We start from the raw sequence: 24,584 nt of genomic DNA, 5'->3' as shown, positions 1-24,584 counted from the left end.
TTCTGGACGGCGCCGTTCGACACGGGTGGACGGGGCAGCTCGCATCAAGCGGCGTCCAGGGCGGGACCGCCAATCCATGGCCGCGTCCCGCCCGATCCCGCAGCATTGTAAGGGACCGCTGGGGACGAGGCCGAAGGCCTCGCCTCAGTCGCTCATCTTCAGCGCTTCGATGAAGGCTTCCTGCGGAATCTCCACCTTGCCGAACTGACGCATGCGCTTCTTGCCCTCTTTCTGCTTCTCGAGCAGCTTGCGCTTGCGGGTCACGTCGCCGCCATAGCATTTCGCCGTCACGTCCTTGCGCATCGCCGAAATCGTCTCGCGGGCGATCACCTTGCCGCCAATGGCGGCCTGGATCGGGATCTTGAACATGTGCCGCGGGATGAGGTCCTTCAGCTTCTCGCACATGACACGGCCGCGTTTTTCGGCCGCCTGGCGGTGCACCAGCATCGACAGCGCGTCGACCGGCTCCTCGTTGACCAGGATCGACATCTTCACCAGGTCGCCTTCGCGGTAGCCGGTGAGCGTGTAGTCGAAGCTGGCATAGCCCTTGGAGATGGATTTCAGCCGGTCGTAGAAGTCGAACACCACCTCGTTCAGCGGCAGCTCATAGGTCACCAGCGCGCGCCTGCCGACGTAGGACAGGTCTGTCTGGATGCCGCGCCGTTCCTGGCACAGCTTGAGGATCGCGCCGAGATACTCGTCCGGCGTCATGATCGTCGCCTTGATCCAAGGCTCCTCGATCGACGAGATGCGCACCACGTCCGGCATGTCGGCCGGGTTGTGCAGTTCCACCACATCGCCCGAGGTCAGGTTCATGCGATAGACCACGGAGGGCGCCGTGGCGATCAGGTCGAGATTGAACTCGCGCTCCAGCCGTTCCTGGATGATCTCCAGATGCAGCAGGCCGAGGAAGCCGCAGCGGAAGCCGAAACCCAGCGCGGCCGAGGTCTCCATCTCGAAGGAGAAACTGGCGTCGTTCAGACGCAATTTGCCCATCGCCGCGCGCAAATCCTCGAAATCGGCGGCGTCGACGGGGAAGAGACCGCAGAACACCACCGGCTGGGCCGGCTTGAAGCCCGGCAGGGCGGCGGCGGTCGGTTTCTTGTCGTCCGTGATCGTATCGCCGACGCGTGTGTCGGCCACTTCCTTGATCGACGCGGTGATGAAGCCGATCTCGCCGGGCCCGAGTTCGCCGATCATCACCATCTTCGGCGTCATCACGCCGACGCGGTCGACCGGGTACCTGGCGTTCGTGCCCATCATGCGCACGATCTGGCCCTTCTTCAGCCGTCCGTCGATGACCCGCACGAGAACGATGACGCCGAGATAGGCGTCGTACCAGCTGTCGACCAGGAGTGCCTTCAGCGGCGCGTCGGCGTCGCCTTCCTTGGGCGCCGGCAGCCGCGTGACGATCGCCTCCAGCACCTCGGCGATGCCCTCGCCCGTCTTGGCGGAAATCGGCAGGGCGTCGGACGCGTCGAGGCCGATCACCTCTTCGATCTGCTCCTTCACGCGCTCCGTGTCGGCGGCCGGCAGATCGACCTTGTTGAGCACGGTGACGATCTCGTGATTGTTGTCGATCGCCTGGTAGACATTGGCCAGCGTCTGCGCCTCGACGCCCTGCGAGGCGTCGACCACCAGCAGCGAACCCTCGCACGCCGACAGCGAGCGCGACACCTCATAGGCGAAGTCGACATGGCCGGGCGTGTCCATCAGGTTCAAGACATAGTGCTCGCCATCCTTGGCGTCGTACTCCAGGCGCACCGTCTGCGCCTTGATGGTGATGCCGCGCTCGCGCTCGATGTCCATGGAATCGAGCACTTGCTCCTTCATCTCGCGGTCTTCCAGCGAGCCGGTCATCTGGATCAGCCGGTCGGCCAGCGTCGACTTGCCATGGTCGATATGCGCGACGATGGAAAAATTGCGGATTCGTGAAAGGGGCGTCTTTGTCATGCCGCAGGCTCTAGCAGGCGGTCATTCCTTCGACAAGCGGCATTGCTTGGCCGGCATTGCTTGAACGGTGTGGCCAGGGTGGCCGCAAAGTGTCAGCAGCCGACAGGAGAGCGTCGCGGAATCGATCCTGCGCCTTGAATGATAAGCATGCTCATAATACATGCCGCGCATGAAAGCACAAAACATCGAGAAGCTCGGCTTCCTCATTCACGACGTGGCGCGGCTGATGCGCAAGCGGCTGCAGGAGCGCGGCAGCGAGTATGGACTGTCCGCCGCTCAATGGCGGCTTCTGTTCCAGCTGCTGAAGGACGAGGGCGTTCCGCAGGCCCGCCTGGCCGGGTTGCTGGAGATCGAGCCGATCAGCGTCTCGCGCCTGATCGACCGGATGGCCGAGGCTGGCTGGGTCGAGCGGCGCATCGCGCGTACGGATCGGCGGGTACGGATGGTCTTCGCCACGCCCAGGGCGCGCGCCGCCTACGGCGCGATCAAGGAAATCGGCGGTGCCGTTTATGAAGATGCGCTGGCTGGCATGAGCGATGACGAGCGGCTGGCGCTGGTCGGAGCGCTGCAGAAAATGGCCGACAATCTGGGCGGGGCTGCGGCCACGCCCTGCTGATGAGAGAAGGTGCAACGCGATGAGCGCGGGAGCTGAAGCCTGAGGCAGGGTGGAACCCGCCCAGATCGACACCTGCCCGACGGCGAATGCGCCGGCCGTGGCAACGCCGAAGCCGATGAAGAAGCGCACGGGGGCCGGCATTTCGGCCTGATGCTGGTCCTGCCCTTGCCGTGATTGTCGGTGGAGGCCATGCCTGGATCACCGGCGGCCATGCCGCTGGTGTTTCTGCTCCGGATGCCCAGGCCGCGCCCAGCGCCGGCCGCCGCCGCGATGGAATGAGCGTCGCCGGCCCTCTTAATCGTAAGTCAGATCGACCGCCTTGCCGCCGAAGACGCGGTAGGCATAGATCGTGTAGCCGAGGATGATCGGCAGCACGAAGGCGGTGCCGACGAGGATGAAGGCCAGGCTGTCGGTCGCCGCCGCCGCTTCCCAGATGGTCATGCGGTCGGGCACCACATAGGGATAGAAGGAATAGGCGAGCCCACCGAAGCCGGCGGCGAAGATCAGCGCCAGGGCGATGAACGGTTTCAGAGAATGCGCGTCGCCCGCCGCCGGCAGCCTGGCGCTGATGCGCCAGAGCCAGAGAAACAGCAGCGCCGAGATGATCGGCAGCGGTGCGAGCAGGGCCATTTCCGGCCAGACGAACCATTTGTCGAAGATGCGCGGGCTGGCCAGCGGCGTGGCGAGCGACACGGCGCCCATGCCGGCCACCGTCAGCATCAGCGCCCTGCGCAGCCAGCGCACCGCCTTTTCCTGCAGAGCGCCTTCCGTCTTGTAGATCAGCCAGGCGGCACCCATCGCCGCATAGGCGGCGGTCAGGCAGATGGCCGTCAACAGGGCGAAGCCCATCGCCAGCAGGCCCTCCTGCAAGCCGAGCACATAGATGCCAAGCATATATCCCTGCGCCAGCGCCGCCAGCGCAGAGCCGATGAAGAACAGCAGGTTCCAGCGCCCCTTGCGGTGAACCGGCACCTTGGCGCGAAAGTCGAAGGCGACGCCACGCAGGATCAGGCCGAGGAGCAGCACGAACACCGGCAGGTAGAGCGCCGTCAGGATCACGCCATGCGCCACCGGGAAGGCGACGAGCAACAGCCCGACCGCCAGCACCAGCCATGTTTCGTTGGCGTCCCAGAACGGGCCGATGGCGGCGATCATCGTATCCTTCTCGGCGTCGTCGGCGGCGGTGAACAGGATGCCGATGCCGAGGTCGAAGCCGTCGAGAATGACGTAGAACAGGATCGACACGCCCATCAGCCCGGCGAAGATCAGGGGAAGCAGGGTCGGCCAGTCGAGCATCATGTCGAGGGTCATGATCAAACTCCTTCAGCCGTGGTTGCGTGGGTCGCGATCATCGATGTCACTCCCCTGCCTGCATCGGTTGCGACATGGCACGGTCGCCGCTTGCCGGGTTGGGTGAGCGGTCGCCCTCCTTGGCCGCTTTCAGCGCCATGTGGATCAGGACGCCCAGATAGACGACCAGCAGCACCGCATACAACGCCAGATAGCCGGCCAGCGTCAGCGCCACATGGCCGCCGGTCACCGGGCCGACGGCATCCGCCGTCTTCAACACGCCGGTCACCAGCCAGGGCTGGCGGCCGATCTCGGTCGTGTACCAGCCGGCCAGGACAGCCACCCAGCCCGACAGCGCCATCGGCACCAGCACCAGCGCCAGCGGTTTCGGCAGCGTGCCGCGGCGGAACAGGTAGAAGGCGCCGATCCACGAGAACAGCAGCATCGCCATGCCCACGCCGACCATGATGCGGAAGCCCCAGAACACCGGCATCACCGGCGGGTGCATGCCTTCGAACTGGTCGAGCCCCGGCACCACGCCGGACGCGCTGTGCCTGAGAATCAGCGAAGCGCCGTTGGGAATGGCAAGCTCGTAGCGGTTCTTCTTCGCCTTCTCGTCGGGCAGGGCGAACAGCACCAGCGGCACGTTCGAACGCGTCTCCCAATTGGCCTCCATCGCCGCCACCTTGGCGGGCTGATGCTCGAGGGTGTTCAGCCCGTGCTGGTCGCCGGCGAAGATCTGCAGCGGGATGAGCACGGCGCCGACGGCGATGCCGGTCCTCAGCGCTTTCCACATGCTCTCCGCGCGGTCGCCGGCCAGGTAGCGCAGCGCGGAGAAGCCGGCGACGAGGAAGGCCGCGGTCAGCCCCGAGGCAAGCAGCATGTGCAGCAGCCGGTAGGGGAAGGACGGGTTGAAGATCACCGCCCACCAGTCGGTGGCGAAGGCGACGCCATCGCGCATTTCGAAGCCTGTCGGCGTCTGCATCCATGAATTCAGGGCGAGGATCCAGAAGGCTGACATGGTGGTGCCGAAGGCGACCAGGAAGGTGGCCAGCGTGTGCATGCGGTTCGATACCTTGCGGAAGCCGAACAGCATGATGCCGAGGAACACGGCTTCGAGGAAGAAGGCGGTCAACACTTCATAGCCGAGCAGGGGACCGGCGATGTTGCCGACCGTTTCCATGAAGCCCGGCCAGTTTGTGCCGAACTGGAAGGTCATCGTCACGCCGGAGACGACGCCAAGCGCGAAAGACAGCGCGAACACCTTCACCCAGGTGAAGTATGCCCGCATCCAGGCTTCGTCGCCGGTGCGGTTGTAGCGCCATTTGAAGAACAGCAGGAACCAGCCGAGCGAAATGGTGATGGCGGGAAACAGGATGTGAAAAGAGATGTTCGCGCCGAACTGGATGCGCGACAGCAAAAGCGGGTCCATCGAGGTCTCCCGGCGGTGAGGTACGCGGGAAGGGTAGACCCGCCCGCCCGCTTCGTCAAAGCGGCGCTCGGTCGCTGTGGCAAGCCGCCACGCTGCGGCAAAGCGCCCGGCGGCTCAGCCGCGCGTCCGGAAGAACACCCGCTGCGCAAACGGCGCGCTCACCCCGTGCAGGATCACCGACAGGAGAATGGTGAAGACGGCGATGTTCGTCACGGCCTCGGCAACGACGAAGCCGGATTGATCGACCACCAGGATCAGGTACAGCACCGAGGCCAGCCCGCGCGGGCCGAACCAGCCGACGAACAGGCGTGCCTTGCCGGTCGAGCGCGTTCCAAGCATGGCGATGAACACCGGCAGCATGCGCACGAGAGTCAGGCTGAGAACGGCATACAGCAGCGCCGGCGCCGGCGCCGTCCCGAAGGCGCGTGGCAGCATCACGGCGCCGAAGATCAGAAACGTCAGATTGGTCAGGATCGAGCCTTCCGTCATGGCGAAATTGCTCGCCTTCTCGACGGTTTCCGCCGGCAGGCGCCAGCCGAAGGCCAGTCCGGCCATGAAGGCGGCGAGAAAGCCGTTGCCGCCCAACTGCTCGGCGGCGAGATAGGCGAGCCCCGCCAGCCCGACCATGATCGGCGTGCGGCCGGCCGGGTTCGACAGCGCGCGGTCGAAGGCGAAGCCGGCGCAAACCGCGCCGAGATACCCCGCCGCCAGGCCGACGATCGGTCCGAACACCACCTGCTTCAGGAAGAAGGCCGTGTGGCCGGCCATGCCTTCGCCGCCGCCGGTGTCGGCGGCCAGCGCCAGGGTGATCAGCAGCACCGGCAGGCACAGCCCGTCGTTCAGCCCGCTCTCCACATCGAGCGCCTCGCGCTCGATCTCCGGCAGCCCGTCATTGCCGAAGACCGGCTGCGCAAGGGCGGCGTCGGTCGGCGTCAAAACGATGGCCAGCACCAGCGCGCCGAACAGGCCAAGGGCGGGAAACAGCGCCAGCCCGGCCCATGTGCCGGCGAGGATCGTCAAGGGGATGCCGATGAACAGCAACCGTGCCGAGAGAGCCGCCGTTGCCCGCTCGGCGATAACGCTGGAAATGCGGATGTTGGCCGCGTCGCGAAACAGGATGATGGCCAGCGTCGCTGTGGCCAGGAACTCGACGACGGAATTGTTGAGCGGCGAGATCAGCGCCGCGTCGATGCTGAAGAAAGCATAGCCGATCGCCGTGAACAGCATCGGGCCGGACAGGATCGAGGCTTCCAGCCGTCGCGCCACCAGCGAATAGAGGGTGAAGGCGGCGAACAGGAGAACGAGCGCCGTGTGAATGTTCATCAGCCGTCCTCGCTGGGCGTGGCTGTGGTTTCGCCGTTATGGTCGCGCGCCCAGAGCAGCTTCTTGTAGTCGAAGCCGAAGGCGAGCGTCGGCTTGACGATCTCGAAAAAGGGCGACAGGTCGAAATCGCGCGGCGTGAACAGCGTGTGGCTGCGGATATGCAGGATCTCGCTGCGCGAGAAGGTCGATTGCGCCGAGGCGCGGCCCGGCGCGCGGGTCACCTCCGGCAGGATCGGATAGCGCACGTTCTGGAAGGCCTGGGCGATCAGCGAGGAGCAGATGGCCCGCGTCGGATCGCCGGAGCCGAGCGCGATCATCCGCCGCCGCCAGCGCACCGGCACGGGCGGCGTCGGCATGAAGTAGCGCAACAGGTCGAAGATATTGCGCATGTCGTAGCGCAGGCCGATATTGCCGATCATGAAATTGACGATGGCGTCGCGGTCGTCCGGCGTCAGCCCGCTCGCCCGGCAGATGCGGGTGTTGTAGGTGCGGTATTTCGACAAGGGCACGGCGATGCAGCCATCGCCCAGATTGACCTCGATCAGGCGCGGCCGGTCGGACCCGTCCTCCGGCTGCGGCAGCGCGTCGCCCACATACAGCGCCGAATGGCTCCAGGTCGATTGCGTCAGGTATTTGATCGCCGCCGAGATGCGCTGGTTGCCCTCGACGAGCAGGATGTCGCCGGGCCGCAGGGTCCGGTGCAGGGTCTCCGGGTCGGATGGCGTGTAAGGCTGGTAGCCCGAAGATTCGCTTTGCAACCGCCGCGCCAGAAAGCGACCGAACCGGTCGAGCAGGCTGCTGGTTTGTTCGCTCATCGGCCTCACATTCCGATTCGATGACTCGTCGCTGGCGGAACTTAGTGCATTTTGCCGCCGGTCGGAAACGCCCGATCTGTGCACGAATGCTGGAATCGACGGTGCGTCGCCGCTCATCGGTTCGCGGCTTGACTTTAATCAATCGTTTGATTAATTGGAAGCCATGAATCGAGAAAGCCAATCGCCCCGGGATCGTCGACCGCGCCTGACCTCGGCTGAACACACGCGCCAATCCCTTGTCCTTGCCGCGCTGAAACTGTTCGGCGAGAAGGGGTTCGAGGGCACGACGACGCGTGAGATCGCCACCGAGGCGAAGGCCAATATCGGCTCCATCTCCTATCATTTCGGCGGCAAGGAAGGCCTGCGCACGGCCTGCGCCGATCACATCGTCGCGCTGATCGGCGGGGTCGCCAGCAAGGCGCTCGATCTCGGCGGCGGGGAGCCCGCCGGTCAAACGCCGGCCGAGGCGCGCGCCCTGCTCGGCCGGGGGCTTGAAACGCTGACCGGCTTCATCATCGCCAGCCCGGAGGCTCAGCTCATCGTCAAGTTCGTCCTGCGTGAACTGTCCCACCCCACCGTGGCGCTCGACCGCATCTATGACGGCATCTTCGCGCCGGTCCACAAGCGGCTGTGCCAGGTGTGGCAGGCGGCCACCGGCGAGCCGGCCGAAAGCGCCACGACCAAGCTGACCGTCTTCACCCTGATCGGCCAGGTCGTCTATTTCCGCATCGCCGGCGAGGCTGTCCGGCGGCGCATGGATTGGAGCGAGATCGGCCGCCCGCAGGCGTCAGCCATCGCCGCTGCCATCAGCGGCAATCTCGCCGCCATCCTCGCCGCGCATGAAAGCGGCGATGGGCGCGGAAAGGAACCCTCATGAGCATGCTCTGCGCCATCCCGTTTGTCGCCGGCTTCTTTGCCGCCTGCGCTCCGGAGGCGCCTCTGGCGGTCGGTTATGTGGAGGGTGACTACGTGCTCTTGGCACCGGTCGAGATCGGTCAGGTCAGCGCCGTTTCCGTGCGTCGCGGTGCGCGGGTCGAGGCCGGCGCGACCATCGCCCTGATGGATTCGACCGGCGCCGAGATCGCCATTACCCAGGCGGAAGCGGCCCTGGCCGAGGCTGAAGCGCAGCTCGCCGACCTGAAGGAGGCCAAACGGCCCGAGGAGATCGCCGTGCTCGAGGCGACGCTCGCCTCCGCCAATGCAGAAGCGGAGGAGGCAGGGCGCGTGCTCGCCCGCACGCGTGACCTATCCAGGCGCGGCATCGCCACGCAGGCCGAGCTCGACAAGGCCGAAACCGCAAAGGAATTGGCCGACACGCGCATCGGCCAGGCCAAGGCCAATCTCGCCGTCGCCCGCCTGCCGGCGCGGGCGGAGGCGATCAACGCCGCCGCCAAGCGGCGCGACCAGATGCAGGCGGCGCTGGAACAGGCGCGCTGGCGCCTGTCGGAGCGCACCATCAAGGCGCCGGCCGCCGGCCGTGTCGACGACATCATCCGCAACGCCGGCGATGTGGCCGGCCCGTCGGCGCCGGTCGTCTCGCTGCTGCCCGATGGCGGCGTGAAGCTGAAGGTCTACATACCGCAGGAACGGTTTTCCGCCATCGCCCCCGACGCGCAGCTCCTGGTCAATTGCGACGGCTGCCCGCCCGGCCTGACGGCGCGCGTTTCCTACGTCTCGCAGGAGCCGGAGTTCACCCCGCCGGTGATCTACTCGCTCGAAACGCGCCAGAAGCTCGTCTACCTGATCGAAGCACGGCCCGAGGGCGAGGCCGCCGGCCTGCAGCCGGGCCAGATCGTCGATGTGAGGCTGGCACCGGGTGCGATGGCGAGCAGTGAGCAGTAGCGGGAGCACGCCCCGCCTCCCGTATCCCCGAAGGCGCAGACCCCAAACGGCGCTTTCCTGCCCACTGCTCACCATCGCACCTGGGTCCACCCGCACCCTTGGAGGAGCCGCTCAATGGGAGCTGAAATGAACGCCATCGACGTGCACGGCCTCGTCAAGCGCTTCGGCGAAAAGACGGTCGTCAACCAGGTCTCCATGTCGGTGAAGACCGGCGAGATCGTCGGCTTCCTCGGGCCCAACGGGTCCGGCAAGACCACCACGATCCGCATCATGTGCGGCCTGCTGACGCCCGACGAGGGCGACGGCACGGTGCTCGGCTTCGACCTGCGCACCGAGGCGCTGAAGATCAAGCGCGAAGTCGGCTACATGACCCAGCGCTTCTCCTTCTACGAGGACCTGACCATCGCCGAGAATCTGGCCTTCGTCGCCAGGCTCTACCAGTTGAGGCCGGTGGATGCCTATGTCACGCGCACCTTGGACGATCTCGGCCTGTCGTCGCGGCGCAACCAGCTGGCCGGCACGCTGTCGGGCGGCTGGAAACAGCGCCTGGCGCTGGCCGCCTGCATCATGCACAAGCCGAAGCTTCTTCTGCTCGACGAACCGACCGCCGGCGTCGACCCGAAGGCGCGGCGCGACTTCTGGGACGAGATCCACCGCCTGGCGGCCGACGGCCTGACCGTGCTCGTCTCGACCCATTACATGGACGAGGCCGAGCGCTGCCACCGCATCTCCTACATCTCCTACGGCACCATGCTCGCCACCGGCTCGGTGGCGGACGTGGTGCGCGATGCCGGTTTGGTGACCTATGTGATCGAGGGGCCGGGCCTCGAGCGGCTGGCGGGGGAATTGCGCGGGCGTCCGGGCGTCGAGCAGGTGGCTCCCTTCGGCGCGACGCTGCATGTGGTCGGCTCGGACCCGGCAGCCCTCAAGGCGGCGCTCGCCGATGTCGAAAAGCGCGACGGCATGACCATCGCCCGCGGCGAGACCAGCCTGGAGGACGTGTTCATCCAGTTCATGGCCAATGCGACGGACAACATGCAATGAACGGCGTCTTCTCATTCGTCCGGCTCGGCGCCATCCTGATCAAGGAGTTCATCCAGATGCGGCGCGACCGCATCACCTTCGGCATGATGCTCGGCGTGCCGTTGATGCAGCTCGTGCTGTTCGGCTACGCCATCAACAGCGATCCCAAGGCCCTGCCGACGGCGCTGGTGGCGCTCAGCCAGGACCACTACAGCCGCGCCATGGTCTCGGCGCTGGAGACCACCGGCTATTACCGTATCGATTACGTGGTCGGCAGCGCCGCCGAGGCCGAAGGGTTGATGGCCAGCGGGGCGGTGGTGTTCGTCGTCACCATCCCGTCGGATTTCGCCCGGCGCGTCGATCGCGGGCAATACCCGCGCATCCTCATCGAGGCCGACGCCACCGATCCGTCGGTCGCCTCGGGCGCCATTTCGACGCTCGGCACGGTGGCCTCCGAGGCCTTGCTGCGCGAGCGCGGCATTCCCGCCTCGGAGGCGAAGCCGGCCGACCGGCTCGAGGTGATCGTCCATCGCCGCTACAATCCCGAAGGCATTTCGCAATACAACATCGTGCCGGGCCTGCTCGGCGTCATCCTGCAGATGACGATGGTCATGATGACCTCCATCGCGCTGACCCGTGAGCGCGAGCGCGGCACGATGGAAAACCTGCTCGCCATGCCGGCAAGCCCGCTGGAGATCATGCTCGGCAAGGTTCTGCCATATCTGGTCGTCGGCGCGGTGCAGGTGGCGGTCATCCTCGGCGCCGCCAAGCTGTTGTTCGCCGTGCCCTTCGTCGGCGGCATGGGGCTGCTTCTGATCGCCGTGCTGCTGTTCGTCATGGCGCTGGTGCTGCTCGGCTACACCTTCTCCACCTTTGCCCGCACGCAGATGCAGGCCCTGCAGCTCACCTTCTTCTTCTTCCTTCCGTCGATCCTGCTGTCCGGCTTCATGTTTCCGTTCCGCGGCATGCCGGATTGGGCGCAATGGCTCGGCGAAATCTTCCCGCTCACCCATTTCCTGCGCATCATCCGCGCCGTCATGCTGAAGGGGGCGGACTTCCAGGCGATCGCCTTCGAGGTGGCGATTCTGACGGGGTTCATCCTCATCTATGCGGCCATCGCGCTGCTGCGCTTCCGGCGCACGCTCGATTGACGGCGCGGTCTTGACGCCTTCGGTGGTGATCCATAAATTAGAATTATTCTAAACTATGGATCACCCAAATGCTGTCTCGTTTCTTCGGCGCTCAGCGCCGCCCCTTCTCTTCTCTCACCGAGCAGGAAATCCTCGCTTTGGCGATTTCCTCCGAGGAGGATGACGGGCGCATCTATCGCGCCTATGCCGACGGCCTGCGCGATGACTTTCCCCATTCGGCGGCGGTCTTCGACGAGATGGCGGCCGAGGAGGACGGGCACCGCGCCGCTCTCATCGCCCTGCATCAAAAACGCTTTGGCGAGCGCATTCCGCTGATCCGCCGCGAGCATGTGCGCGGTTATTACGAGCGCAAGCCCGACTGGCTGGTGCGGCCGCTCGGCCTCGACAAGGTGCGCGCCCAGGCCGAGACGATGGAGGAGCAGGCGCACCGCTTCTACATCGAGGCCGCCAAGCGAACCGAAGACGCCGGCACGCGCAAGCTGCTCGGCGATCTGGCGGCGGCGGAAAAGAGCCATGAATCGCTCGCCCGCCGCCTGTCGGAGAAGCATCTGGGCGGCGAGGAACGCGCCGAGGAGGATGGCGCCGCGCACAAGCAGTTCATCCTGACTTACGTGCAGCCGGGCCTTGCCGGTCTGATGGACGGCTCGGTCTCGACGCTGGCGCCGATCTTCGCAGCGGCGTTCGCCACCGGCGACACCTGGCAGACCTTCCTGGTCGGCCTCGCTGCCTCCATCGGAGCGGGCATTTCGATGGGCTTCACCGAGGTCGCCTCGGATGACGGCGTCATCTCCGGCCGCGGCTCGCCGATCAAGCGCGGCGTGACCACCGGTCTGATGACGACGCTGGGTGGTCTCGGCCACGCCCTGCCCTACCTGATCCCGCATTTCTGGACCGCGACGCTGATCGCCTTCATCGTCGTCTTCATCGAGCTGTGGGCGATCGCCTGGATCCAGAACCGCTACATGGAGACCCCGTGGAGCCGCGCCACCTTCCAGGTGGTGCTGGGCGGCGCGCTGGTCTTCGCCGCCGGCATGCTGATCGGCAACGCCTGACGGGGTCCGTCAGGCATCATGCACCGCGCGGCTGTCTTCCGGCGCTTCCGCCCGTTCGGTCATGCCGTAGTCGCGCACCACATGGGCGATGCGCAGCCGGTAGCCGGCAAATATGCCGCCGCGCCCGGCCCGTTGTGCCTGGCGGTGTTCCTCCGTATTGCGCCACGCCTTCACCGCTTCCTCGTCGCGCCAGAAGGACAGCGACAGGATGCGGTTTTCGTCGTTGAGGCTCTGGAAGCGCTCGATGGAGATGAAGCCGTCCATGCCGTCGAGCAGCGGGCGCAGCTCGGCGGCGATGCCGAGATAGGCATCGCGCCTGCCGTCGGCCGGTTCCACCTCGAAGATGACGGCGATCATGCCGGCACCCGTGCGCTGTGCGGTGCGGAGGCGCGCTTCAGGAAAATCCGATCCTCCTTCAGGATGAAGCGTTCGCGCTTGGCGAATTCATAGTTTTCCCGTCCCTCGGGACTGGCGGCGAGCCGGGCGCGATAGGCTTCATAGGCCGCCAGGCTGTCGATGGTGTAGACGCCGTAGGCGGTGGTCGCCGAACCTTCATGCGGAGCGAAATAGCCGATCAGATCGGCGCCGGCGCGCGGGATCGCCTGTCCCCAATTGCGCGCATAGGCCTCGAACGCCTCGCGCTTGAACGGGTCGATCTCGTAGCGGATGAAACAGGTGATGCTCATGGAAATCTCCTTCGGTCTGGAATGCTGCCATGCTTCGTTCGGCATGGAAATATGGGACTGCGATGTGAGCTAGGCTCCCCAGAAGGGTTTTGCGCATTCGCGCGCCACATCCCGCCGGGTGAGGCCGACATCGGCGAGTTGGTGGTCGTCGAGCTCATCGAGATGCCGGCGCTGGCGATAGCGCTCGGAGGCGAGAACGAAGCGGCGAAAGGCCGCCCGCAGCAGAACGCCGACACTGTGGAGCCACACCGCGCCCCGAATGAAAGGCAGCTTGAGGGTTCGGGTCATGTTTCGCATCGCTTTCTCGCTTTTCTATGCTTACAGAATAGCGTTTGCCCAACATCAACACTTCGGTTAGCATCGAACTATGAAAGCAGGAACGGATCTCGCCCAGATTGCCAGCCTCGTCGGCGATCCGGCGCGCGCCAACATGCTGGCGGCGCTGATGAACGGCGCGGCGTTGACGGCCAGCGAGCTGGCACTGGAGGCCGGCGTCACGCTGCCGACGGCGAGCGCGCATCTGGCAAAACTCAGCGCGGGCGGGCTGATGCGCATGACGCGCCAGGGCCGGCATCGCTATTACGCGCTGGCCGACCATCAGGTGGCGGGCATGCTGGAGGTGATCATGGGTGTGGCGGCGGCCCTCGGGCCGAAAAAGGTGCTGCCGGGCCCACGCGACAACGCCATGCGCGAGGCGCGCATCTGCTACGACCATCTGGCCGGCGAGATGGGCGTCGCCATGTTCGATGCGTTTGTCGAACGCGACTTGCTTGCGGTCAACGGCGACGATGTCGCCCTGACGAAACGGGGGACGGCGTTCTTCTGCGATTTCGGCATCGACCTTGCCGCCATGCAGGGCAAGCGCCGGCCGGTCTGCCGCGCCTGCCTCGACTGGAGCGTGCGCCGCTCGCATCTGGCGGGCAGCCTCGGCGCCGCGATCTTCGAGCGGTTCGTCGCGCTGAAATGGGCCCGGCGCGAGAAGGGCACGCGCATCATCCGCTTCACGCCGCCCGGACGGCAATCCTTTGCCCTGATGCTGCGGGACTGAGCGCCTGATTCTACAGTTGCGATACAGGTCGCGCTCCTTCGCGCGCCCCTCTGCCCTGCCGGGCATCTCCCCCACAGGTGGGGAGATTGGCTGTCATGGCCGATTTCACCAATCTTCGACCTCGAAAAATCAGGCGAAACGTCGATGAAGTGACAATCTCCCCCCTTGAGGGGGAGATGCCCGGCAGGGCAGAGGGGGGCGCGAAGGGACGCCACGGCAAATCGCAACTGTGGACCCAACGTCTGTGGCTTTCCCGCAACAGCCGCCCACCAACCGTCTCCTGCCCCCGGTTTGCCGCGATTCATCCACCTTTCGGCCATTGAAGGCCGGCTAAACAGGCCTTTCGTTCATGGAGTATTCATTCCGCGAGCGTAAGGAATGCGAATGTGGAATTCGACGGCAAGGAGGGGTCGTCGGCAGCCTGGAAAAGAGACAATGGGACTGTTGGGACCGTTAGTGCGTATCGTCAGCCTTATCCGCGGGTTTCTCGCCCCGCGTTACCATCCCGAGCGCCACTACATGCGCGGCCCGGGACCGGCCTGCGCCAAGCGTGGCGGCTCGGCGCACGCCTGAGCGTCAATCACTGCGCTGTGTTGCAGGGCTTGAGGACCACCGGCGCATCGGGGGACGCGCCGAGGATCATGCACCGGCCTTCGGCGCACAGACGCCATCCCGCGCCGGTCGCACCCGATGCCGCCAGCCGCACCTCCGGCAAGGCAGGCAAGGCCGGCACATAAACCCACCATCCATCCTTGAACTGCGCGTCGGCCGGCGGCTCCATGCCGGCGCCGGATCCTTGCACGCGCGCTTCGACAATGGTGAGGCCGGCCGGTGTCACCCGCCAGTCCTCCTCCCAGCGGATTTTCTCCACCGAATGCGTCCATGACAGGGTGAACAGCGTGGCGGCGATGGTCGCCGCCTTGCCGCCCGCCAGGACGCACAGGCTCATTTGAACGTCCGCTCGGCCGCCGGCGTCGGCGTGGCGCCTCGGCTGCGGTACCAGTGCAGGCCGAGGAACAGGGCGGCGAGCGCAAAGCCGATCTCGTCAGTGGCCGGCAGCGCGGCGACCAGCGTGAAGGCGGCGACGGCTGCCAGCAGGCGCTCCCATAGGGTCATCCTGGCCCGCAGGAAGCCGATCACCGCGGCCCCCCACAGCGCGATGGCGACCAGCGTCTTGAAGACGATATAGGCGACAGCCGGATAATAACCGATGCTCTCGGCCAGCGGCCCGCCTTCCTGCAGCATCAGCGCCGGCGTGTAGACGGCCATGAACGGGATGACGAAACCGGCCGCGGCGACCTTGATCGCCTCCATCGAGATTTTCAGCCCGCTCTCCTTGGCGATCGGCCCGGCGGCGAAGCAGGCGAGCGCCACGGGCGGCGTCAGGTCGGCCAGGATGCCGAAATAGAAGACGAACATGTGGCTGACGATCAGCGGCACGCCGAGCGTTAACAGCGCAGGGCCGGCGATGGTCGAGGTGATGATGTAGTTGGGAATGGTCGGGATGCCCATGCCCAGCACGATGCAGGTGATCATCGTCAGCACCAGCGACAGGAACAGGCTCGTCTGGCCGACCGAAACGATGAACTGGCCGAACGTGTTGGCCACGCCCGTCAGGGTCATCGTGCCGATGATGATGCCGACCACGGCGCAGGCCACGCCGACGGGCAGCGCCGTCTTGGCGCCTTCGGCAAGGGAATCGCGGCACAGCGCCAGCGTCTTGCGGCCGCCGTCGACGAAGATATTGGCGAGGATCAGCAGGCCGGCGGCGGCGAGGATGGCGTTGATGCCGAAGCGGAAGAAGCTGGCGGCGACCAGCCCGAGGCCGATCCAGAAGATGATGCGCAGGATCTGCGAGGGCAGGCCAAGCGCCACCGAGCCGCCGAGGATCAGGAGCACCGTCAGCGACAGGCCGATCGTCCCGGCAAACAGCGGCGTGTAGCCGGAAAACAGCAGATAGACGAGCACGGCGAGCGGCAGGATCAGATACCAGCCCTTCCTGAGCGCGGCGCGTGCCGAAGGCAGCTCCGAGCGGGGCAGGCCGTAGAGGCCGTGTTTGCCGGCTTCCAGATGCACCATCCAGAAGGCCGAGGCGAAATAGAGCACGGCCGGGATGATCGCCGCCTTGACCACCTCGTAATATTCGATGCCCAGCGTCTCGGCCATGATGAAGGCGACGGCGCCCATCACCGGCGGCATGATCTGCCCGCCCATGGAGGCGGTCGATTCGACCCCGCCGGCAAAAGCGGCGCGATAGCCGAAGCGCTTCATCAGCGGAATGGTGAACTGGCCGGTGGTGACCACATTGGCGACGCCCGAACCCGAGATCGTGCCCATCAGGCCCGACGAGATGACCGACACCTTCGCCGCTCCGCCGCGCGCATGGCCGACAAGGCCGAGCGAGACGTCGGTGAACAGGCGGATCATGCCGGCGCGCTCGAGGAACGAGCCGAACAGGATGAACAGGAAGATGTAGGTGGCCGAGACGTAGACCGGGATGCCGTAAATGCCCTCGGTGCCATAGGCCATGTGGTCGATGACCTGGGCGAAATCATAGCCGCGATGGTTGAGCGGCGCCGGCAGATATTGCCCGAGCAGGCAATAGGCGAGAAAGGCGCCTGAGATGATCGGCAGGGCCGGTCCCATCAGCACGTAGGCGGCGGCGAAAACGGTAAACAGCGCGACGACGCCGAAGACGATGTCGAGCGGCAGCGGATCGCCGGCGCGCAACAGCAGCGGCTTGTACTCGACATACTGGTACAGCGCGACGGCGACCCCGGCCGCCGCCATCGCCCAGGCCAGCGCCTTGAGCGCCGGCGCCTTGTCGCGCGCCTGCGCCACCAGCGGGAACACGAGCAGCATCAGGAAGCCCACATGGAAGGCCCGCTGCACCTGGCTCGGCAGGTTGAGGATGTGGGCGGCGGTGGCGATCTGGTACAGCGAGAAGGCGACGGCGATCCAGAACAGGACACGGCCGATCCGGTCGGCGCCGAATTCGCCATGGGTGGTCTCTAAAAGCTCTGGCGCGGCCAGGCTTTCCGCCTGGCCCTGCTGGATGTTCGTCATCGGGCGCTCCGCATTCCCCAATTTTCAGCCCCCGCGTTTTTTCCGGTCGACGGTCCTCCCACCGGAAACCGGGACGCTTCGTGGCAATCGCTCCTGTCACGTTGGACAGAACAGACAAAAGAGCCCCGTCCATCAGCTGGGCGGGGCTCGGGTTGGCGCCTCTAGAGGAGGCCCTTTTCCTTGTAGTAGCGCTCTGCGCCCGGATGCAGCGGCAGCGGCAATCCCTTCGCGCCGTTCTCCGCCGACATCGCCTTGGCGGCGGCGTGTGCGGCCACCATCTCCGGCAGGTTCTCGAACAATTGCTTGGTCATCTCATAGGCCACGTCGTCCGAGACGTCCGAATGGGTGACGAGGATGTTGGTGATGGCCAGCGTCGGCACATCCTCGGTCTGGCCCTCATAGGTGCCGGCGGGGATGGTCGCCGCCAGGAACGGCGCGCCGAGCGTCTCGGCGACCGAGGCCGGCACCGAAACGACCGTGACCGGCTGCGACAGCGCCAGGTCCTTGATCGAGGCGACGCCCAGCCCGGCCGACTGCAGCGTGGCGTCCAGCTGGCGGTTCTTGATCAGCTCGACCGATTCGCCGAACGGCAGATACTCGGTCCGGCCGAGATCGTCATAGCTCATGCCCATCGCCTCGAAAATCTGCCGGGCGTTGAGCTCCGTGCCCGATTTCGGTGCGCCGACCGACAAGCCCTTGCCCTTCATGTCGGCAAAATCCTTGATGCCCGACTCCTTCGAGGCGACGATCTGGATGTAGTTGGGATAGATGGCGGCGATCCCGCGCAGCTTGTCGAGCTTGGCCGAGAAGCCTGCTTCCGCGTCGCCTTCCCAGGCCGATTTGACGGAATCGCCAAGCGCGAAGGCGATCTCGCCCTTCCCCTGTTGCAAAAGGTTGAGGTTCTCGACCGAAGCCTTGGTCGATTGCACCTGCGTGCGCACGCCGTCGATCTTCTCGCCGTAGATCTTGGCGAGCTGCGCGCCGAGCGGGTAGTAGACCCCCGACGTGCCGCCGGTCAGAACGTTGACGAATTCCTGCGCCACCGCGCCGCTCGGCGCCAGGCCCAGCGACAGCGCGACCGCGCCGGCTGCGAAAATTTTCCTGCTTGCGTGAAACATCGTTGTCTCCTCCACTATCGAACGTTGCTGGCAAGCCCGTGGGCCCAAGCCATCGGGGGACTGTAGACCACAGCACGCCCTTGCCAACCGGAAAGCGGCGAATAAAGGGCGTAGAGGGTAATTTCAATGCGGAAAATGACCCGGTGATGCCGCCGCAAAGCCTTACGTCGCGGCAGTTTCAGCCATTCTGTTATACGAAAGTATGAGTGAGCGCCGGCCGAACGGGTGCTTCAGGCGACGCCGGTGGAACCGAAGCCGCCGGAGCCGCGCACGGTTTCTCCGGCATGGCTGCGTTCCTCGACCATCGCCCGGCAGACGGGCGCGATCAGAAGCTGGGCGATGCGCAGGCCGCGCGTGATGGCGAAATCGTCCTCGCCATGGTTGATCAGCAGCACCTGCACCTCGCCGCGATAATCGGCATCGATCGTGCCGGGCGCGTTGAGGCAGGTGATGCCGTGTTTCAGGGCGAGACCGGAGCGCGGCCTGACCTGGCCCTCGAAGCCTTCCGGAATTTCCAGTGTGAAGCCGGTCGGCACCAGGACGCGGCGGCCGGGCAGGAGCACGATGCGGCGGTCTTCCGGCACGGCGGCGCGCAAATCCATGCCGGCAGCACCAGCGGTTTCATAGGCCGGCAGCGGCAGCCCGTCGCTGTGCGGCAGGCGGACGACGCCGATGGTGGTTCCGATCACGGGCATGGGGAAGGATGAGCTGACCATGCTCCTATCTGACGCCTCAGCGGGCGAGCGTCAATTCGCCGCCCGCCGAGGAAGCGGTTTTTCCAACGCCTTTCAGGCGACCGTGGCATCGGCGACCGCCGCATAGCCGTCGAGCAGCCACCCCCAGCCGTGGTCGGATTCGAAGCTGGTGCGGGAGGCTTCCTCCCCAACGCCCAGGTTCTCCAGGAGCCGGTGCTCGAGTTCGACGCGGGTGCCACCCTGGGTCAGGGGTATGAAACGCACCTCCACCTCGGTGTGGATGGCAGGGTCATACTTCCAGTCGGCGCTGATGCGCCATGCAAGCACCATACGGGATGGCGGTTCCCAAGCCAGCACTTCGCCCCAGAGGCACTCGCTGCCGTCTTCACCCGTTTCGTACCAGCGTCCGCCGACGCGCGCCTCCAGCGTCGCTGTCTTGTGCGGGGCGGAGCCGACGCTGTACTGCTTGGGCCACCAGCGCCCCATATCGGCGGTGAAGGCCTCGAAGGCGCGCGCCTGGGGCGCCTTCACGGTGACGGCGCGGCGCACGGGCGCCGGTGCGATGGTTTTGCTCATAAATCGTCCTCCTGGCTTGCTTCCACGTGACTTTTGAATTCCCCCAGAGCGTCGCTCCACAGGCTGTCGAGCCAGGCGCGCATGCGGCCGAGGCCGGCAGGGTCGATGTGATAGATGTTGCTGGCGCCCTTCGGCTCACTGCGGACGAGTTGCGCTTCCCTCAGCACCTTCAGGTGCTGCGAGACCGCCGACTGGGTCACCGGCAGGGCGCGCGTGATATCCGCGACAGAGCGCGGCTGCTCAGCCACAAGCGCGAACACTGCCCGGCGGGTTGGATCGGCCAAGGCCGAAATCTGCACATAATCATAAGTCATAACTAATCATTAGCATAAACTAATGATTGATGCGAGTGCTTTCGACATTGGCGATCGAGACGGTTTCACCAGCGTCCGAAATGCTGTAAAAGCCCGCGCGTCGACCAAGGAATCCCGGACATGACCATGCCTCTCTCCAGCGAGGTGGCGCGCCGCCGCACCTTCGCCATCATTTCGCACCCGGACGCCGGCAAGACGACGCTGACGGAAAAGCTGCTGCTGTTCGGCGGCGCCATCCAGCTTGCCGGCGAGGTGAAGGCGAAGAAGAACCGCGTCCAGACGCGCTCCGATTGGATGAACATCGAGCGTGAGCGCGGCATCTCCGTGGTCACCTCGGTGATGACCTTCGAATATGGCGATCATGTCTTCAACCTGCTCGACACGCCGGGCCACGAGGATTTCGCCGATGACACCTACCGCACGCTGACGGCGGTCGACAGCGCCATCATGGTCATCGATGCGGCCAAGGGCATCGAGCCGCGCACGCTGAAACTGTTCGAGGTTTGCCGGCTGCGCGACATCCCGATCGTCACCTTCGTCAACAAGCTGGACCGCGAGAGCCGCGACCCGTTCGAGATTCTCGACGAGATCGAGCAGAAGCTGGCGCTCGACACGGCGCCCATCACCTGGCCGATCGGCCGGGCCAAGAGCTTTGCCGGCACCTATCACCTGGCCAACAACACCATGCGCCGCTCCGACGACGATGTGGAGCCGATCGCCGTCAACGGCCCCGAGGCCGATGCCGTCGCCGGCCTCCTGCCGGAGAACGAGCGTGACGTGCTGCTCGAGGAGATGCTGCTGGCCAAGGAGGCCTGCCGGCCGTTCGACGTGAAGGCCTTTCGGGAGGGACATCTGACGCCGGTCTATTTCGGCTCGGCGCTGAGGAATTACGGCGTGCGCGACCTGATCGAGGCGCTCGGCGCCATCGGCCCGGAGCCGCGCGCCCAGGATGCGGATTCACGCCGTGTCGAGGCGACGGAGGACAAGATGACCTCCTTCGTCTTCAAGATCCAGGCCAACATGGACCCCAACCACCGCGACCGCATCGCCTTCGTGCGCGTCTGCTCCGGCCGGCTGGAGCGCGGCATGAAGGCCAAGCTGGTGCGCACCGGCAAGCCGATCAGCCTGTCGGCGCCGCAGTTCTTCTTCGCCAAGAACCGCATCACGGCTGACGAGGCCTTTGCCGGCGATGTGGTCGGCATCCCCAATCATGGCACGCTCAGGATCGGCGACACGCTGACGGAGGGCGAGGAGTTGATCTTTCGCGGTGTGCCGAATTTCGCGCCGGAAATCCTGCGCCGTGTGCGGCTCGGCGATGCGATGAAGGCCAAGAAGCTGCGCGAGGCGCTGCAGCAGATGGCCGAGGAGGGCGTCGTGCAACTGTTCACGCCGGAGGATGGCTCGCCGGCCATCGTCGGCGTGGTCGGTGCGCTGCAGCTCGACGTGCTGAAGGAGCGGCTGAAGAACGAATACGCGCTGCCGGTCGATTTCGAAATGGCCCGCTTCTCCGTCTGCCGCTGGATCTCCTCCGAGGACAAGGGCGAGGTGGATCGCTTCATCACCGCGCATCGCGGCGACATCGCCCGCGATCTCGACGACGATCCGGTCTTCCTGGCGCCGCATGAGTTCGGCCTGAATTACGAGGCCGACCGCTGGAAGGCCGTCAAGTTCACCGCGATCAAGGATTATCAGACGCGCAAGGCCGCCTGAGCCGGGAGCATTTCGGTCTAGTGGCATGGTTGCGGGGGGAATTTTCCCCGGCATTCCTGTTATTGGAAATGAGATTCCAAGCCGCCGCGCCAATTAAATCCTAGATCAGGCTCTACGGCGCGTGCTTACGTTGCTATCCTGCGCGGACAGGAACGATCATCCGCGTTTCATCTCATTCAGGAGGAGAGAACGATGAGTCTTCGCATCAACGATACGGCACCCGATTTCACCGCCGAGACCACCCAGGGCTCGCTCAGCTTCCACGACTGGATCGGCGACGGCTGGGCCGTGCTGTTCAGCCACCCGAAGGATTTCACCCCCGTCTGCACCACCGAGCTTGGCACGATGGCCGGCCTTGAGGGCGAGTTTGCCAAGCGCAACACCAAGATCATCGGCATTTCCGTCGATCCGGTGGAAGACCATGTGCGCTGGAAGGACGACATCAAGAAGGCCACCGGCCATGGTGTCGACTATCCGATGATCGGCGACAAGGACCTGAAGGTCGCCAAGCTGTACGACATGCTGCCGGCCGATGCGGGCGATTCCTCCGAGGGTCGCACGCCCGCCGACAACGCCACGGTGCGCTCGGTCTATGTCGTCGGCCCGGACAAGAAGGTCAAGCTGGTGCTGACCTATCCAATGACCACGGGGCGCAATTTCGCCGAGATCCTGCGCGCCATCGATTCGATCCAGCTCACCGCCAAGCACCAGGTGGCGACGCCCGCCAACTGGCAGCAGGGCGAGGACGTCATCATCACCGCCGCCGTTTCCAACGAGGATGCGGTGAAGCGCTTCGGTTCGTTCGAGACGATCCTGCCCTATCTGCGCAAGACCAAGCAGCCTTCCGCCTGAGGCCGGATCAATGCCGCTTTGACAACAACCCGGGGGCTCAGGCTCGCCGGGTTGTTTCGCGCGCGCAGGACATGAAATCGCCGCCATGCGGCGCTTGGCTGCCGTTTGCACGCGGATTTCAGGAGAGCTTTGCCATGCGCCGGTTTTTGCCGATCCTTGTTACGATGCTGCTCGCCGCACCAGGCGTCCACGCCGCCACAGTGGAGCTCGACCTGCCTTATGTCAGCGCGGTCGAAGCCGACAGCGTGACCTATCGGTGCCCGGATTTCGAGCTGACGGCGACGTACCACAACGCCGGCGACATCGCGCTCGCCGTCTTGCAGTTCGAGGCGCGCAACGTCGTTGTCGTCACCGTGCCTTCCGCCTCGGGCGCCCGATATGCGGGAGGAAACTTCGTCTGGTGGACCAAGGGCGACCACGGCGATCTGTACGACGTGTCGCGGGGAGAAGACGCCAAGCCCGTTTCCTGCGCCGCCGGGCGCTGATCCTTCAGCTCGAGCCGGCGGTCAATGCTCAACCAAATGGTTGACATTCAGGTCAGTCAGGCGTAATTCAACCATATGGTTGAGTTTCAGTCGCCGCATCTCGATGCCGTTTTCCACGCCTTGTCCGATCCGACACGGCGATCCATGCTGCACCGGCTGGCCGGTGGCGAGCACAGCGTGTCCCAACTGGCCAAGCCGTTCGACATGTCGCTCGCCGGTGTTTCCAAGCATGTGAAGGTGTTGGAGACGGCGGGCCTGGTGCGCCGCCGTGTCGCCGGTCGGGTCCACTACTGTCGTCTGGAAACGGAGCACCTGGCCGAGGCGCAGGCATGGCTGCGCCACTATGAGCGCTTCTGGACGGGTCGGCTCGACGTGCTCGAGGCACTGCTTGTCGCGGAAGACGACGAAGAATGACCTTCGGTGGGCAACCACCGCCATTCGAATTTTTGGAGAAGCAGATGAGCAAGGTCGATCATGATGCCTATGGCGTCGCCATAGCGCCCGATACGGTTCGCTTCGAGCGCCTGCTGCCTGGTCCCGTCGAGCGCGTCTGGGCTTATCTGACCGAGGCGGACAAGCGCCGCCAATGGCTCGCCCGCGGCGAGATGGAGTTGAGACCCGGCAGTCATGCAGAGCTTTCCTTCCACCATTCCGATTTCACCGACGAACCGACGCCGGAGAAATACAAGGGTATGGAAGAAGACATGAACTGGCCCTGCCGGATCACCGAATTCGATCCGCCGCGTGTGCTGGGCATTTCCTGGCCGGGCGACGGAATGGAGAGCGAAGTGGTCTTCGAATTGTTTCCCGAAGGCGAGAAGGTGTTGCTCGTCGTCACCCACAAGCGCCTCGCCAACCGCGGCGAGATGATCGACGTTTCGGGCGGCTGGCACGCGCATCTGGGTGTGCTCGCGGCATTGCTCGAAGGTGGCGAGAAGCCGCCCTTCTGGGGCCGCATCGAGAAACTCGAAGCCGACTACAGGAAGCGCTACGGCGCAAGCTGAAACGGAGGATCGTCCGGTGAATGATCGCCCCGCCATCCAGGCGTCCCCGCCCGATCTATCGGAACGGCCATACCGGCTTGAAGTCTCGCGCGTGATGAAGGCGCCGCCGGCCGTGCTCTACCGCGCCTGGACGGAGGAGTTCGACCGCTGGTTTGCAGCACCTGGCTCGGTGTTCATGCAGCCACGCGTCGCAGCGCCGTTCTTCTTCGAGACGGTGTTCGAGATGGAGGAAGGCAAGCCGGCCACGCGGCACCCGCATTACGGCCGTTTCCTGCGCCTCGAGCCGGGCCGCCTCGTCGAACTGACCTGGGTGACCGGCAAGGGCGGCACCGACGGCGCGGAGACGGTCGTTACCGTCGATCTGACCCCGCGCGGCAAGGGCGCCCATCTGCGCCTCGCCCACGCAGGCTTTGCCGACGAAAGAGCGGTCAGGAGCCATGAAGCCGCCTGGCCGCTCGTGCTCGGGCATCTTGACCGGGTGATCGGCGACGGCGCGTCCGCCGATTGAGCGGCTGGTCGGCTTTCATCGTTCA

The 24,584-nt window shown here is 65.4% G+C and carries 29 protein-coding genes; 15 read left to right on the top strand and 14 right to left on the bottom strand.

Annotated elements, in window-relative coordinates; all coding sequences use genetic code 11:
* Positions 1 to 144: 144 nt before the first annotated feature.
* The gene (gene lepA, locus AB843_RS23000) at positions 145 to 1,953 is read right to left on the bottom strand and encodes a translation elongation factor 4 (RefSeq protein WP_048649249.1); all 1,809 of its coding nucleotides are present in this window, start codon (positions 1,951 to 1,953) and stop codon (positions 145 to 147) included.
* 169 nt (positions 1,954 to 2,122) lie between these two features.
* Here lepA and AB843_RS22995 point away from each other — a divergent pair, with 169 nt between their 5' ends.
* The gene (locus AB843_RS22995; RefSeq protein ID WP_425286838.1) at positions 2,123 to 2,569 is read left to right on the top strand and encodes a MarR family winged helix-turn-helix transcriptional regulator; all 447 of its coding nucleotides are present in this window, start codon (positions 2,123 to 2,125) and stop codon (positions 2,567 to 2,569) included.
* A gap of 294 nt (positions 2,570 to 2,863) precedes the next feature.
* Here the strand turns inward: AB843_RS22995 and AB843_RS22990 are convergent, their stop codons facing one another.
* The 4 genes from AB843_RS22990 to AB843_RS22975 form a co-directional block, all read right to left on the bottom strand.
* Complete coding sequence (locus AB843_RS22990; protein ID WP_048649266.1) at positions 2,864 to 3,868, bottom strand: cytochrome d ubiquinol oxidase subunit II; 1,005 nt, start codon at positions 3,866 to 3,868, stop codon at positions 2,864 to 2,866.
* Positions 3,869 to 3,926: 58 nt separating this feature from the next.
* Positions 3,927 to 5,291, bottom strand: a complete 1,365-nt coding sequence (locus AB843_RS22985; protein ID WP_048649247.1) for a cytochrome ubiquinol oxidase subunit I — start codon at positions 5,289 to 5,291, stop codon at positions 3,927 to 3,929.
* A 114-nt stretch (positions 5,292 to 5,405) separates the two neighbouring features.
* Positions 5,406 to 6,614 carry a cation:proton antiporter gene (locus tag AB843_RS22980; RefSeq protein WP_048649246.1) on the bottom strand — a complete coding sequence of 403 codons (1,209 nt, stop codon included), beginning with the start codon at positions 6,612 to 6,614 and terminating at the stop codon, positions 5,406 to 5,408.
* Positions 6,614 to 7,429, bottom strand: coding sequence for a C40 family peptidase (locus AB843_RS22975; protein ID WP_048649245.1), 816 nt, complete (start codon positions 7,427 to 7,429; stop codon positions 6,614 to 6,616). The genes AB843_RS22980 and AB843_RS22975 overlap by 1 nt, the downstream gene beginning before the upstream one ends.
* 163 nt (positions 7,430 to 7,592) lie before the next feature.
* On the opposite strand from AB843_RS22975, the gene AB843_RS22970 reads away from it, so the two are divergent.
* The 5 genes from AB843_RS22970 to mbfA all read left to right on the top strand — a co-directional run bounded on the left by AB843_RS22970 (position 7,593) and on the right by mbfA (position 12,497).
* Positions 7,593 to 8,306: a CerR family C-terminal domain-containing protein gene (locus AB843_RS22970; RefSeq protein ID WP_048649244.1), complete on the top strand. Its 714-nt coding sequence runs from the start codon at positions 7,593 to 7,595 to the stop codon at positions 8,304 to 8,306.
* Positions 8,303 to 9,271: an HlyD family secretion protein gene (locus tag AB843_RS22965; protein ID WP_048649243.1), complete on the top strand. Its 969-nt coding sequence runs from the start codon at positions 8,303 to 8,305 to the stop codon at positions 9,269 to 9,271. The genes AB843_RS22970 and AB843_RS22965 overlap by 4 nt, the downstream gene beginning before the upstream one ends.
* 126 nt (positions 9,272 to 9,397) lie before the next feature.
* The gene (locus AB843_RS22960) at positions 9,398 to 10,315 is read left to right on the top strand and encodes an ABC transporter ATP-binding protein (protein ID WP_048649242.1); all 918 of its coding nucleotides are present in this window, start codon (positions 9,398 to 9,400) and stop codon (positions 10,313 to 10,315) included.
* Entirely contained in the window at positions 10,312 to 11,445 is a 1,134-nt protein-coding gene (locus AB843_RS22955; protein WP_048649241.1) for an ABC transporter permease, read from the top strand. Before AB843_RS22960 ends, AB843_RS22955 begins: the two co-directional genes overlap by 4 nt.
* A 68-nt stretch (positions 11,446 to 11,513) precedes the next feature.
* Positions 11,514 to 12,497: an iron exporter MbfA gene (gene mbfA / locus AB843_RS22950; RefSeq protein ID WP_048649240.1), complete on the top strand. Its 984-nt coding sequence runs from the start codon at positions 11,514 to 11,516 to the stop codon at positions 12,495 to 12,497.
* 9 nt (positions 12,498 to 12,506) lie between these two features.
* Here mbfA and AB843_RS22945 read toward each other — a convergent pair whose 3' ends face one another.
* From AB843_RS22945 to AB843_RS22935, 3 genes are all read right to left on the bottom strand, one after another.
* The gene (locus tag AB843_RS22945) at positions 12,507 to 12,854 is read right to left on the bottom strand and encodes an antibiotic biosynthesis monooxygenase family protein (protein WP_048649239.1); all 348 of its coding nucleotides are present in this window, start codon (positions 12,852 to 12,854) and stop codon (positions 12,507 to 12,509) included.
* Complete coding sequence (locus AB843_RS22940) at positions 12,851 to 13,183, bottom strand: NIPSNAP family protein (RefSeq protein WP_048649265.1); 333 nt, start codon at positions 13,181 to 13,183, stop codon at positions 12,851 to 12,853. Before AB843_RS22940 ends, AB843_RS22945 begins: the two co-directional genes overlap by 4 nt.
* A gap of 69 nt (positions 13,184 to 13,252) precedes the next feature.
* Positions 13,253 to 13,471 (bottom strand): DUF1127 domain-containing protein, encoded by a 219-nt coding sequence (locus AB843_RS22935; protein WP_048649264.1) that lies wholly within the window; start codon positions 13,469 to 13,471, stop codon positions 13,253 to 13,255.
* Positions 13,472 to 13,550: 79 nt separating this feature from the next.
* Between AB843_RS22935 and AB843_RS22930 the strand changes: the two genes are divergently transcribed.
* From AB843_RS22930 to AB843_RS25940, 3 genes are all read left to right on the top strand, one after another.
* On the top strand, positions 13,551 to 14,231 hold the full coding sequence (locus tag AB843_RS22930) for an ArsR/SmtB family transcription factor (RefSeq protein ID WP_048649238.1): 681 nt from the start codon (positions 13,551 to 13,553) through the stop codon (positions 14,229 to 14,231).
* A 95-nt stretch (positions 14,232 to 14,326) separates the two neighbouring features.
* Positions 14,327 to 14,554, top strand: a complete 228-nt coding sequence (locus AB843_RS26015; RefSeq protein WP_206412953.1) for a hypothetical protein — start codon at positions 14,327 to 14,329, stop codon at positions 14,552 to 14,554.
* Between the two features lie 112 nt (positions 14,555 to 14,666).
* Positions 14,667 to 14,804, top strand: a complete 138-nt coding sequence (locus AB843_RS25940; RefSeq protein ID WP_164481566.1) for a hypothetical protein — start codon at positions 14,667 to 14,669, stop codon at positions 14,802 to 14,804.
* 7 nt (positions 14,805 to 14,811) lie between these two features.
* On the opposite strand, the gene AB843_RS22925 is transcribed toward AB843_RS25940, so the two are convergent.
* From AB843_RS22925 to AB843_RS22900, 6 genes are all read right to left on the bottom strand, one after another.
* The gene (locus AB843_RS22925) at positions 14,812 to 15,180 is read right to left on the bottom strand and encodes a DUF1850 domain-containing protein (protein ID WP_048649237.1); all 369 of its coding nucleotides are present in this window, start codon (positions 15,178 to 15,180) and stop codon (positions 14,812 to 14,814) included.
* Entirely contained in the window at positions 15,177 to 17,297 is a 2,121-nt protein-coding gene (locus AB843_RS22920; protein ID WP_048649236.1) for a TRAP transporter permease, read from the bottom strand. Before AB843_RS22920 ends, AB843_RS22925 begins: the two co-directional genes overlap by 4 nt.
* 161 nt (positions 17,298 to 17,458) lie before the next feature.
* Positions 17,459 to 18,415, bottom strand: a complete 957-nt coding sequence (locus AB843_RS22915; protein ID WP_048649235.1) for a TAXI family TRAP transporter solute-binding subunit — start codon at positions 18,413 to 18,415, stop codon at positions 17,459 to 17,461.
* 230 nt (positions 18,416 to 18,645) lie between these two features.
* The gene (gene dut, locus AB843_RS22910; RefSeq protein ID WP_048649234.1) at positions 18,646 to 19,131 is read right to left on the bottom strand and encodes a dUTP diphosphatase; all 486 of its coding nucleotides are present in this window, start codon (positions 19,129 to 19,131) and stop codon (positions 18,646 to 18,648) included.
* A gap of 72 nt (positions 19,132 to 19,203) precedes the next feature.
* Positions 19,204 to 19,686 carry an SRPBCC family protein gene (locus tag AB843_RS22905; protein WP_048649233.1) on the bottom strand — a complete coding sequence of 161 codons (483 nt, stop codon included), beginning with the start codon at positions 19,684 to 19,686 and terminating at the stop codon, positions 19,204 to 19,206.
* Complete coding sequence (locus tag AB843_RS22900; RefSeq protein WP_048649232.1) at positions 19,683 to 20,000, bottom strand: ArsR/SmtB family transcription factor; 318 nt, start codon at positions 19,998 to 20,000, stop codon at positions 19,683 to 19,685. The genes AB843_RS22905 and AB843_RS22900 overlap by 4 nt, the downstream gene beginning before the upstream one ends.
* A gap of 120 nt (positions 20,001 to 20,120) precedes the next feature.
* On the opposite strand from AB843_RS22900, the gene AB843_RS22895 reads away from it, so the two are divergent.
* From AB843_RS22895 to AB843_RS22870, 6 genes are all read left to right on the top strand, one after another.
* Positions 20,121 to 21,710, top strand: coding sequence for a peptide chain release factor 3 (locus tag AB843_RS22895; protein ID WP_048649231.1), 1,590 nt, complete (start codon positions 20,121 to 20,123; stop codon positions 21,708 to 21,710).
* 192 nt (positions 21,711 to 21,902) lie between these two features.
* Complete coding sequence (locus tag AB843_RS22890; RefSeq protein ID WP_048649230.1) at positions 21,903 to 22,562, top strand: peroxiredoxin; 660 nt, start codon at positions 21,903 to 21,905, stop codon at positions 22,560 to 22,562.
* 134 nt (positions 22,563 to 22,696) lie between these two features.
* On the top strand, positions 22,697 to 23,047 hold the full coding sequence (locus AB843_RS22885) for an MliC family protein (protein ID WP_048649263.1): 351 nt from the start codon (positions 22,697 to 22,699) through the stop codon (positions 23,045 to 23,047).
* Between the two features lie 75 nt (positions 23,048 to 23,122).
* Positions 23,123 to 23,461 (top strand): ArsR/SmtB family transcription factor, encoded by a 339-nt coding sequence (locus AB843_RS22880; RefSeq protein WP_048649229.1) that lies wholly within the window; start codon positions 23,123 to 23,125, stop codon positions 23,459 to 23,461.
* Positions 23,462 to 23,505: 44 nt separating this feature from the next.
* Positions 23,506 to 24,051, top strand: a complete 546-nt coding sequence (locus AB843_RS22875) for an SRPBCC family protein (protein WP_048649262.1) — start codon at positions 23,506 to 23,508, stop codon at positions 24,049 to 24,051.
* A gap of 16 nt (positions 24,052 to 24,067) precedes the next feature.
* On the top strand, positions 24,068 to 24,559 hold the full coding sequence (locus AB843_RS22870) for an SRPBCC family protein (protein ID WP_048649228.1): 492 nt from the start codon (positions 24,068 to 24,070) through the stop codon (positions 24,557 to 24,559).
* Positions 24,560 to 24,584: the final 25 nt, after the last annotated feature.

This window comes from Nitratireductor soli (genome assembly GCF_001050155.1).
GTDB classification, from domain to species: Bacteria; Pseudomonadota; Alphaproteobacteria; order Rhizobiales; family Rhizobiaceae; genus Nitratireductor; species Nitratireductor soli.
This window is presented reverse-complemented; position numbering and strand designations above follow the sequence as displayed.

What these genes read in the sequence shown, in the direction of transcription:
- AB843_RS22975 (WP_048649245.1), bottom strand. Translation starts at nt 7,429, where the DNA reads ATGAGCGAACAAACCAGCAGCCTGCTCGACCGGTTCGGTCGCTTTCTG.
- AB843_RS22900 (WP_048649232.1), bottom strand. Translation starts at nt 20,000, where the DNA reads ATGACTTATGATTATGTGCAGATTTCGGCCTTGGCCGATCCAACCCGC.
- AB843_RS22930 (WP_048649238.1), top strand. Translation starts at nt 13,551, where the DNA reads ATGAAAGCAGGAACGGATCTCGCCCAGATTGCCAGCCTCGTCGGCGAT.
- dut (WP_048649234.1), bottom strand. Translation starts at nt 19,131, where the DNA reads ATGGTCAGCTCATCCTTCCCCATGCCCGTGATCGGAACCACCATCGGC.
- lepA (WP_048649249.1), bottom strand. Translation starts at nt 1,953, where the DNA reads ATGACAAAGACGCCCCTTTCACGAATCCGCAATTTTTCCATCGTCGCG.
- AB843_RS22880 (WP_048649229.1), top strand. Translation starts at nt 23,123, where the DNA reads ATGGTTGAGTTTCAGTCGCCGCATCTCGATGCCGTTTTCCACGCCTTG.
- AB843_RS22990 (WP_048649266.1), bottom strand. Translation starts at nt 3,868, where the DNA reads ATGATGCTCGACTGGCCGACCCTGCTTCCCCTGATCTTCGCCGGGCTG.
- AB843_RS22905 (WP_048649233.1), bottom strand. Translation starts at nt 19,686, where the DNA reads ATGAGCAAAACCATCGCACCGGCGCCCGTGCGCCGCGCCGTCACCGTG.
- AB843_RS22890 (WP_048649230.1), top strand. Translation starts at nt 21,903, where the DNA reads ATGAGTCTTCGCATCAACGATACGGCACCCGATTTCACCGCCGAGACC.
- AB843_RS22875 (WP_048649262.1), top strand. Translation starts at nt 23,506, where the DNA reads ATGAGCAAGGTCGATCATGATGCCTATGGCGTCGCCATAGCGCCCGAT.
- AB843_RS22920 (WP_048649236.1), bottom strand. Translation starts at nt 17,297, where the DNA reads ATGACGAACATCCAGCAGGGCCAGGCGGAAAGCCTGGCCGCGCCAGAG.
- AB843_RS22985 (WP_048649247.1), bottom strand. Translation starts at nt 5,291, where the DNA reads ATGGACCCGCTTTTGCTGTCGCGCATCCAGTTCGGCGCGAACATCTCT.
- AB843_RS22915 (WP_048649235.1), bottom strand. Translation starts at nt 18,415, where the DNA reads ATGTTTCACGCAAGCAGGAAAATTTTCGCAGCCGGCGCGGTCGCGCTG.
- AB843_RS22885 (WP_048649263.1), top strand. Translation starts at nt 22,697, where the DNA reads ATGCGCCGGTTTTTGCCGATCCTTGTTACGATGCTGCTCGCCGCACCA.
- AB843_RS22980 (WP_048649246.1), bottom strand. Translation starts at nt 6,614, where the DNA reads ATGAACATTCACACGGCGCTCGTTCTCCTGTTCGCCGCCTTCACCCTC.
- mbfA (WP_048649240.1), top strand. Translation starts at nt 11,514, where the DNA reads ATGCTGTCTCGTTTCTTCGGCGCTCAGCGCCGCCCCTTCTCTTCTCTC.
- AB843_RS22970 (WP_048649244.1), top strand. Translation starts at nt 7,593, where the DNA reads ATGAATCGAGAAAGCCAATCGCCCCGGGATCGTCGACCGCGCCTGACC.
- AB843_RS22895 (WP_048649231.1), top strand. Translation starts at nt 20,121, where the DNA reads ATGACCATGCCTCTCTCCAGCGAGGTGGCGCGCCGCCGCACCTTCGCC.
- AB843_RS26015 (WP_206412953.1), top strand. Translation starts at nt 14,327, where the DNA reads ATGGCCGATTTCACCAATCTTCGACCTCGAAAAATCAGGCGAAACGTC.
- AB843_RS22960 (WP_048649242.1), top strand. Translation starts at nt 9,398, where the DNA reads ATGAACGCCATCGACGTGCACGGCCTCGTCAAGCGCTTCGGCGAAAAG.
- AB843_RS22965 (WP_048649243.1), top strand. Translation starts at nt 8,303, where the DNA reads ATGAGCATGCTCTGCGCCATCCCGTTTGTCGCCGGCTTCTTTGCCGCC.
- AB843_RS22955 (WP_048649241.1), top strand. Translation starts at nt 10,312, where the DNA reads ATGAACGGCGTCTTCTCATTCGTCCGGCTCGGCGCCATCCTGATCAAG.
- AB843_RS22945 (WP_048649239.1), bottom strand. Translation starts at nt 12,854, where the DNA reads ATGATCGCCGTCATCTTCGAGGTGGAACCGGCCGACGGCAGGCGCGAT.
- AB843_RS22995 (WP_425286838.1), top strand. Translation starts at nt 2,123, where the DNA reads ATGAAAGCACAAAACATCGAGAAGCTCGGCTTCCTCATTCACGACGTG.
- AB843_RS22940 (WP_048649265.1), bottom strand. Translation starts at nt 13,183, where the DNA reads ATGAGCATCACCTGTTTCATCCGCTACGAGATCGACCCGTTCAAGCGC.
- AB843_RS22935 (WP_048649264.1), bottom strand. Translation starts at nt 13,471, where the DNA reads ATGACCCGAACCCTCAAGCTGCCTTTCATTCGGGGCGCGGTGTGGCTC.
- AB843_RS25940 (WP_164481566.1), top strand. Translation starts at nt 14,667, where the DNA reads ATGGGACTGTTGGGACCGTTAGTGCGTATCGTCAGCCTTATCCGCGGG.
- AB843_RS22925 (WP_048649237.1), bottom strand. Translation starts at nt 15,180, where the DNA reads ATGAGCCTGTGCGTCCTGGCGGGCGGCAAGGCGGCGACCATCGCCGCC.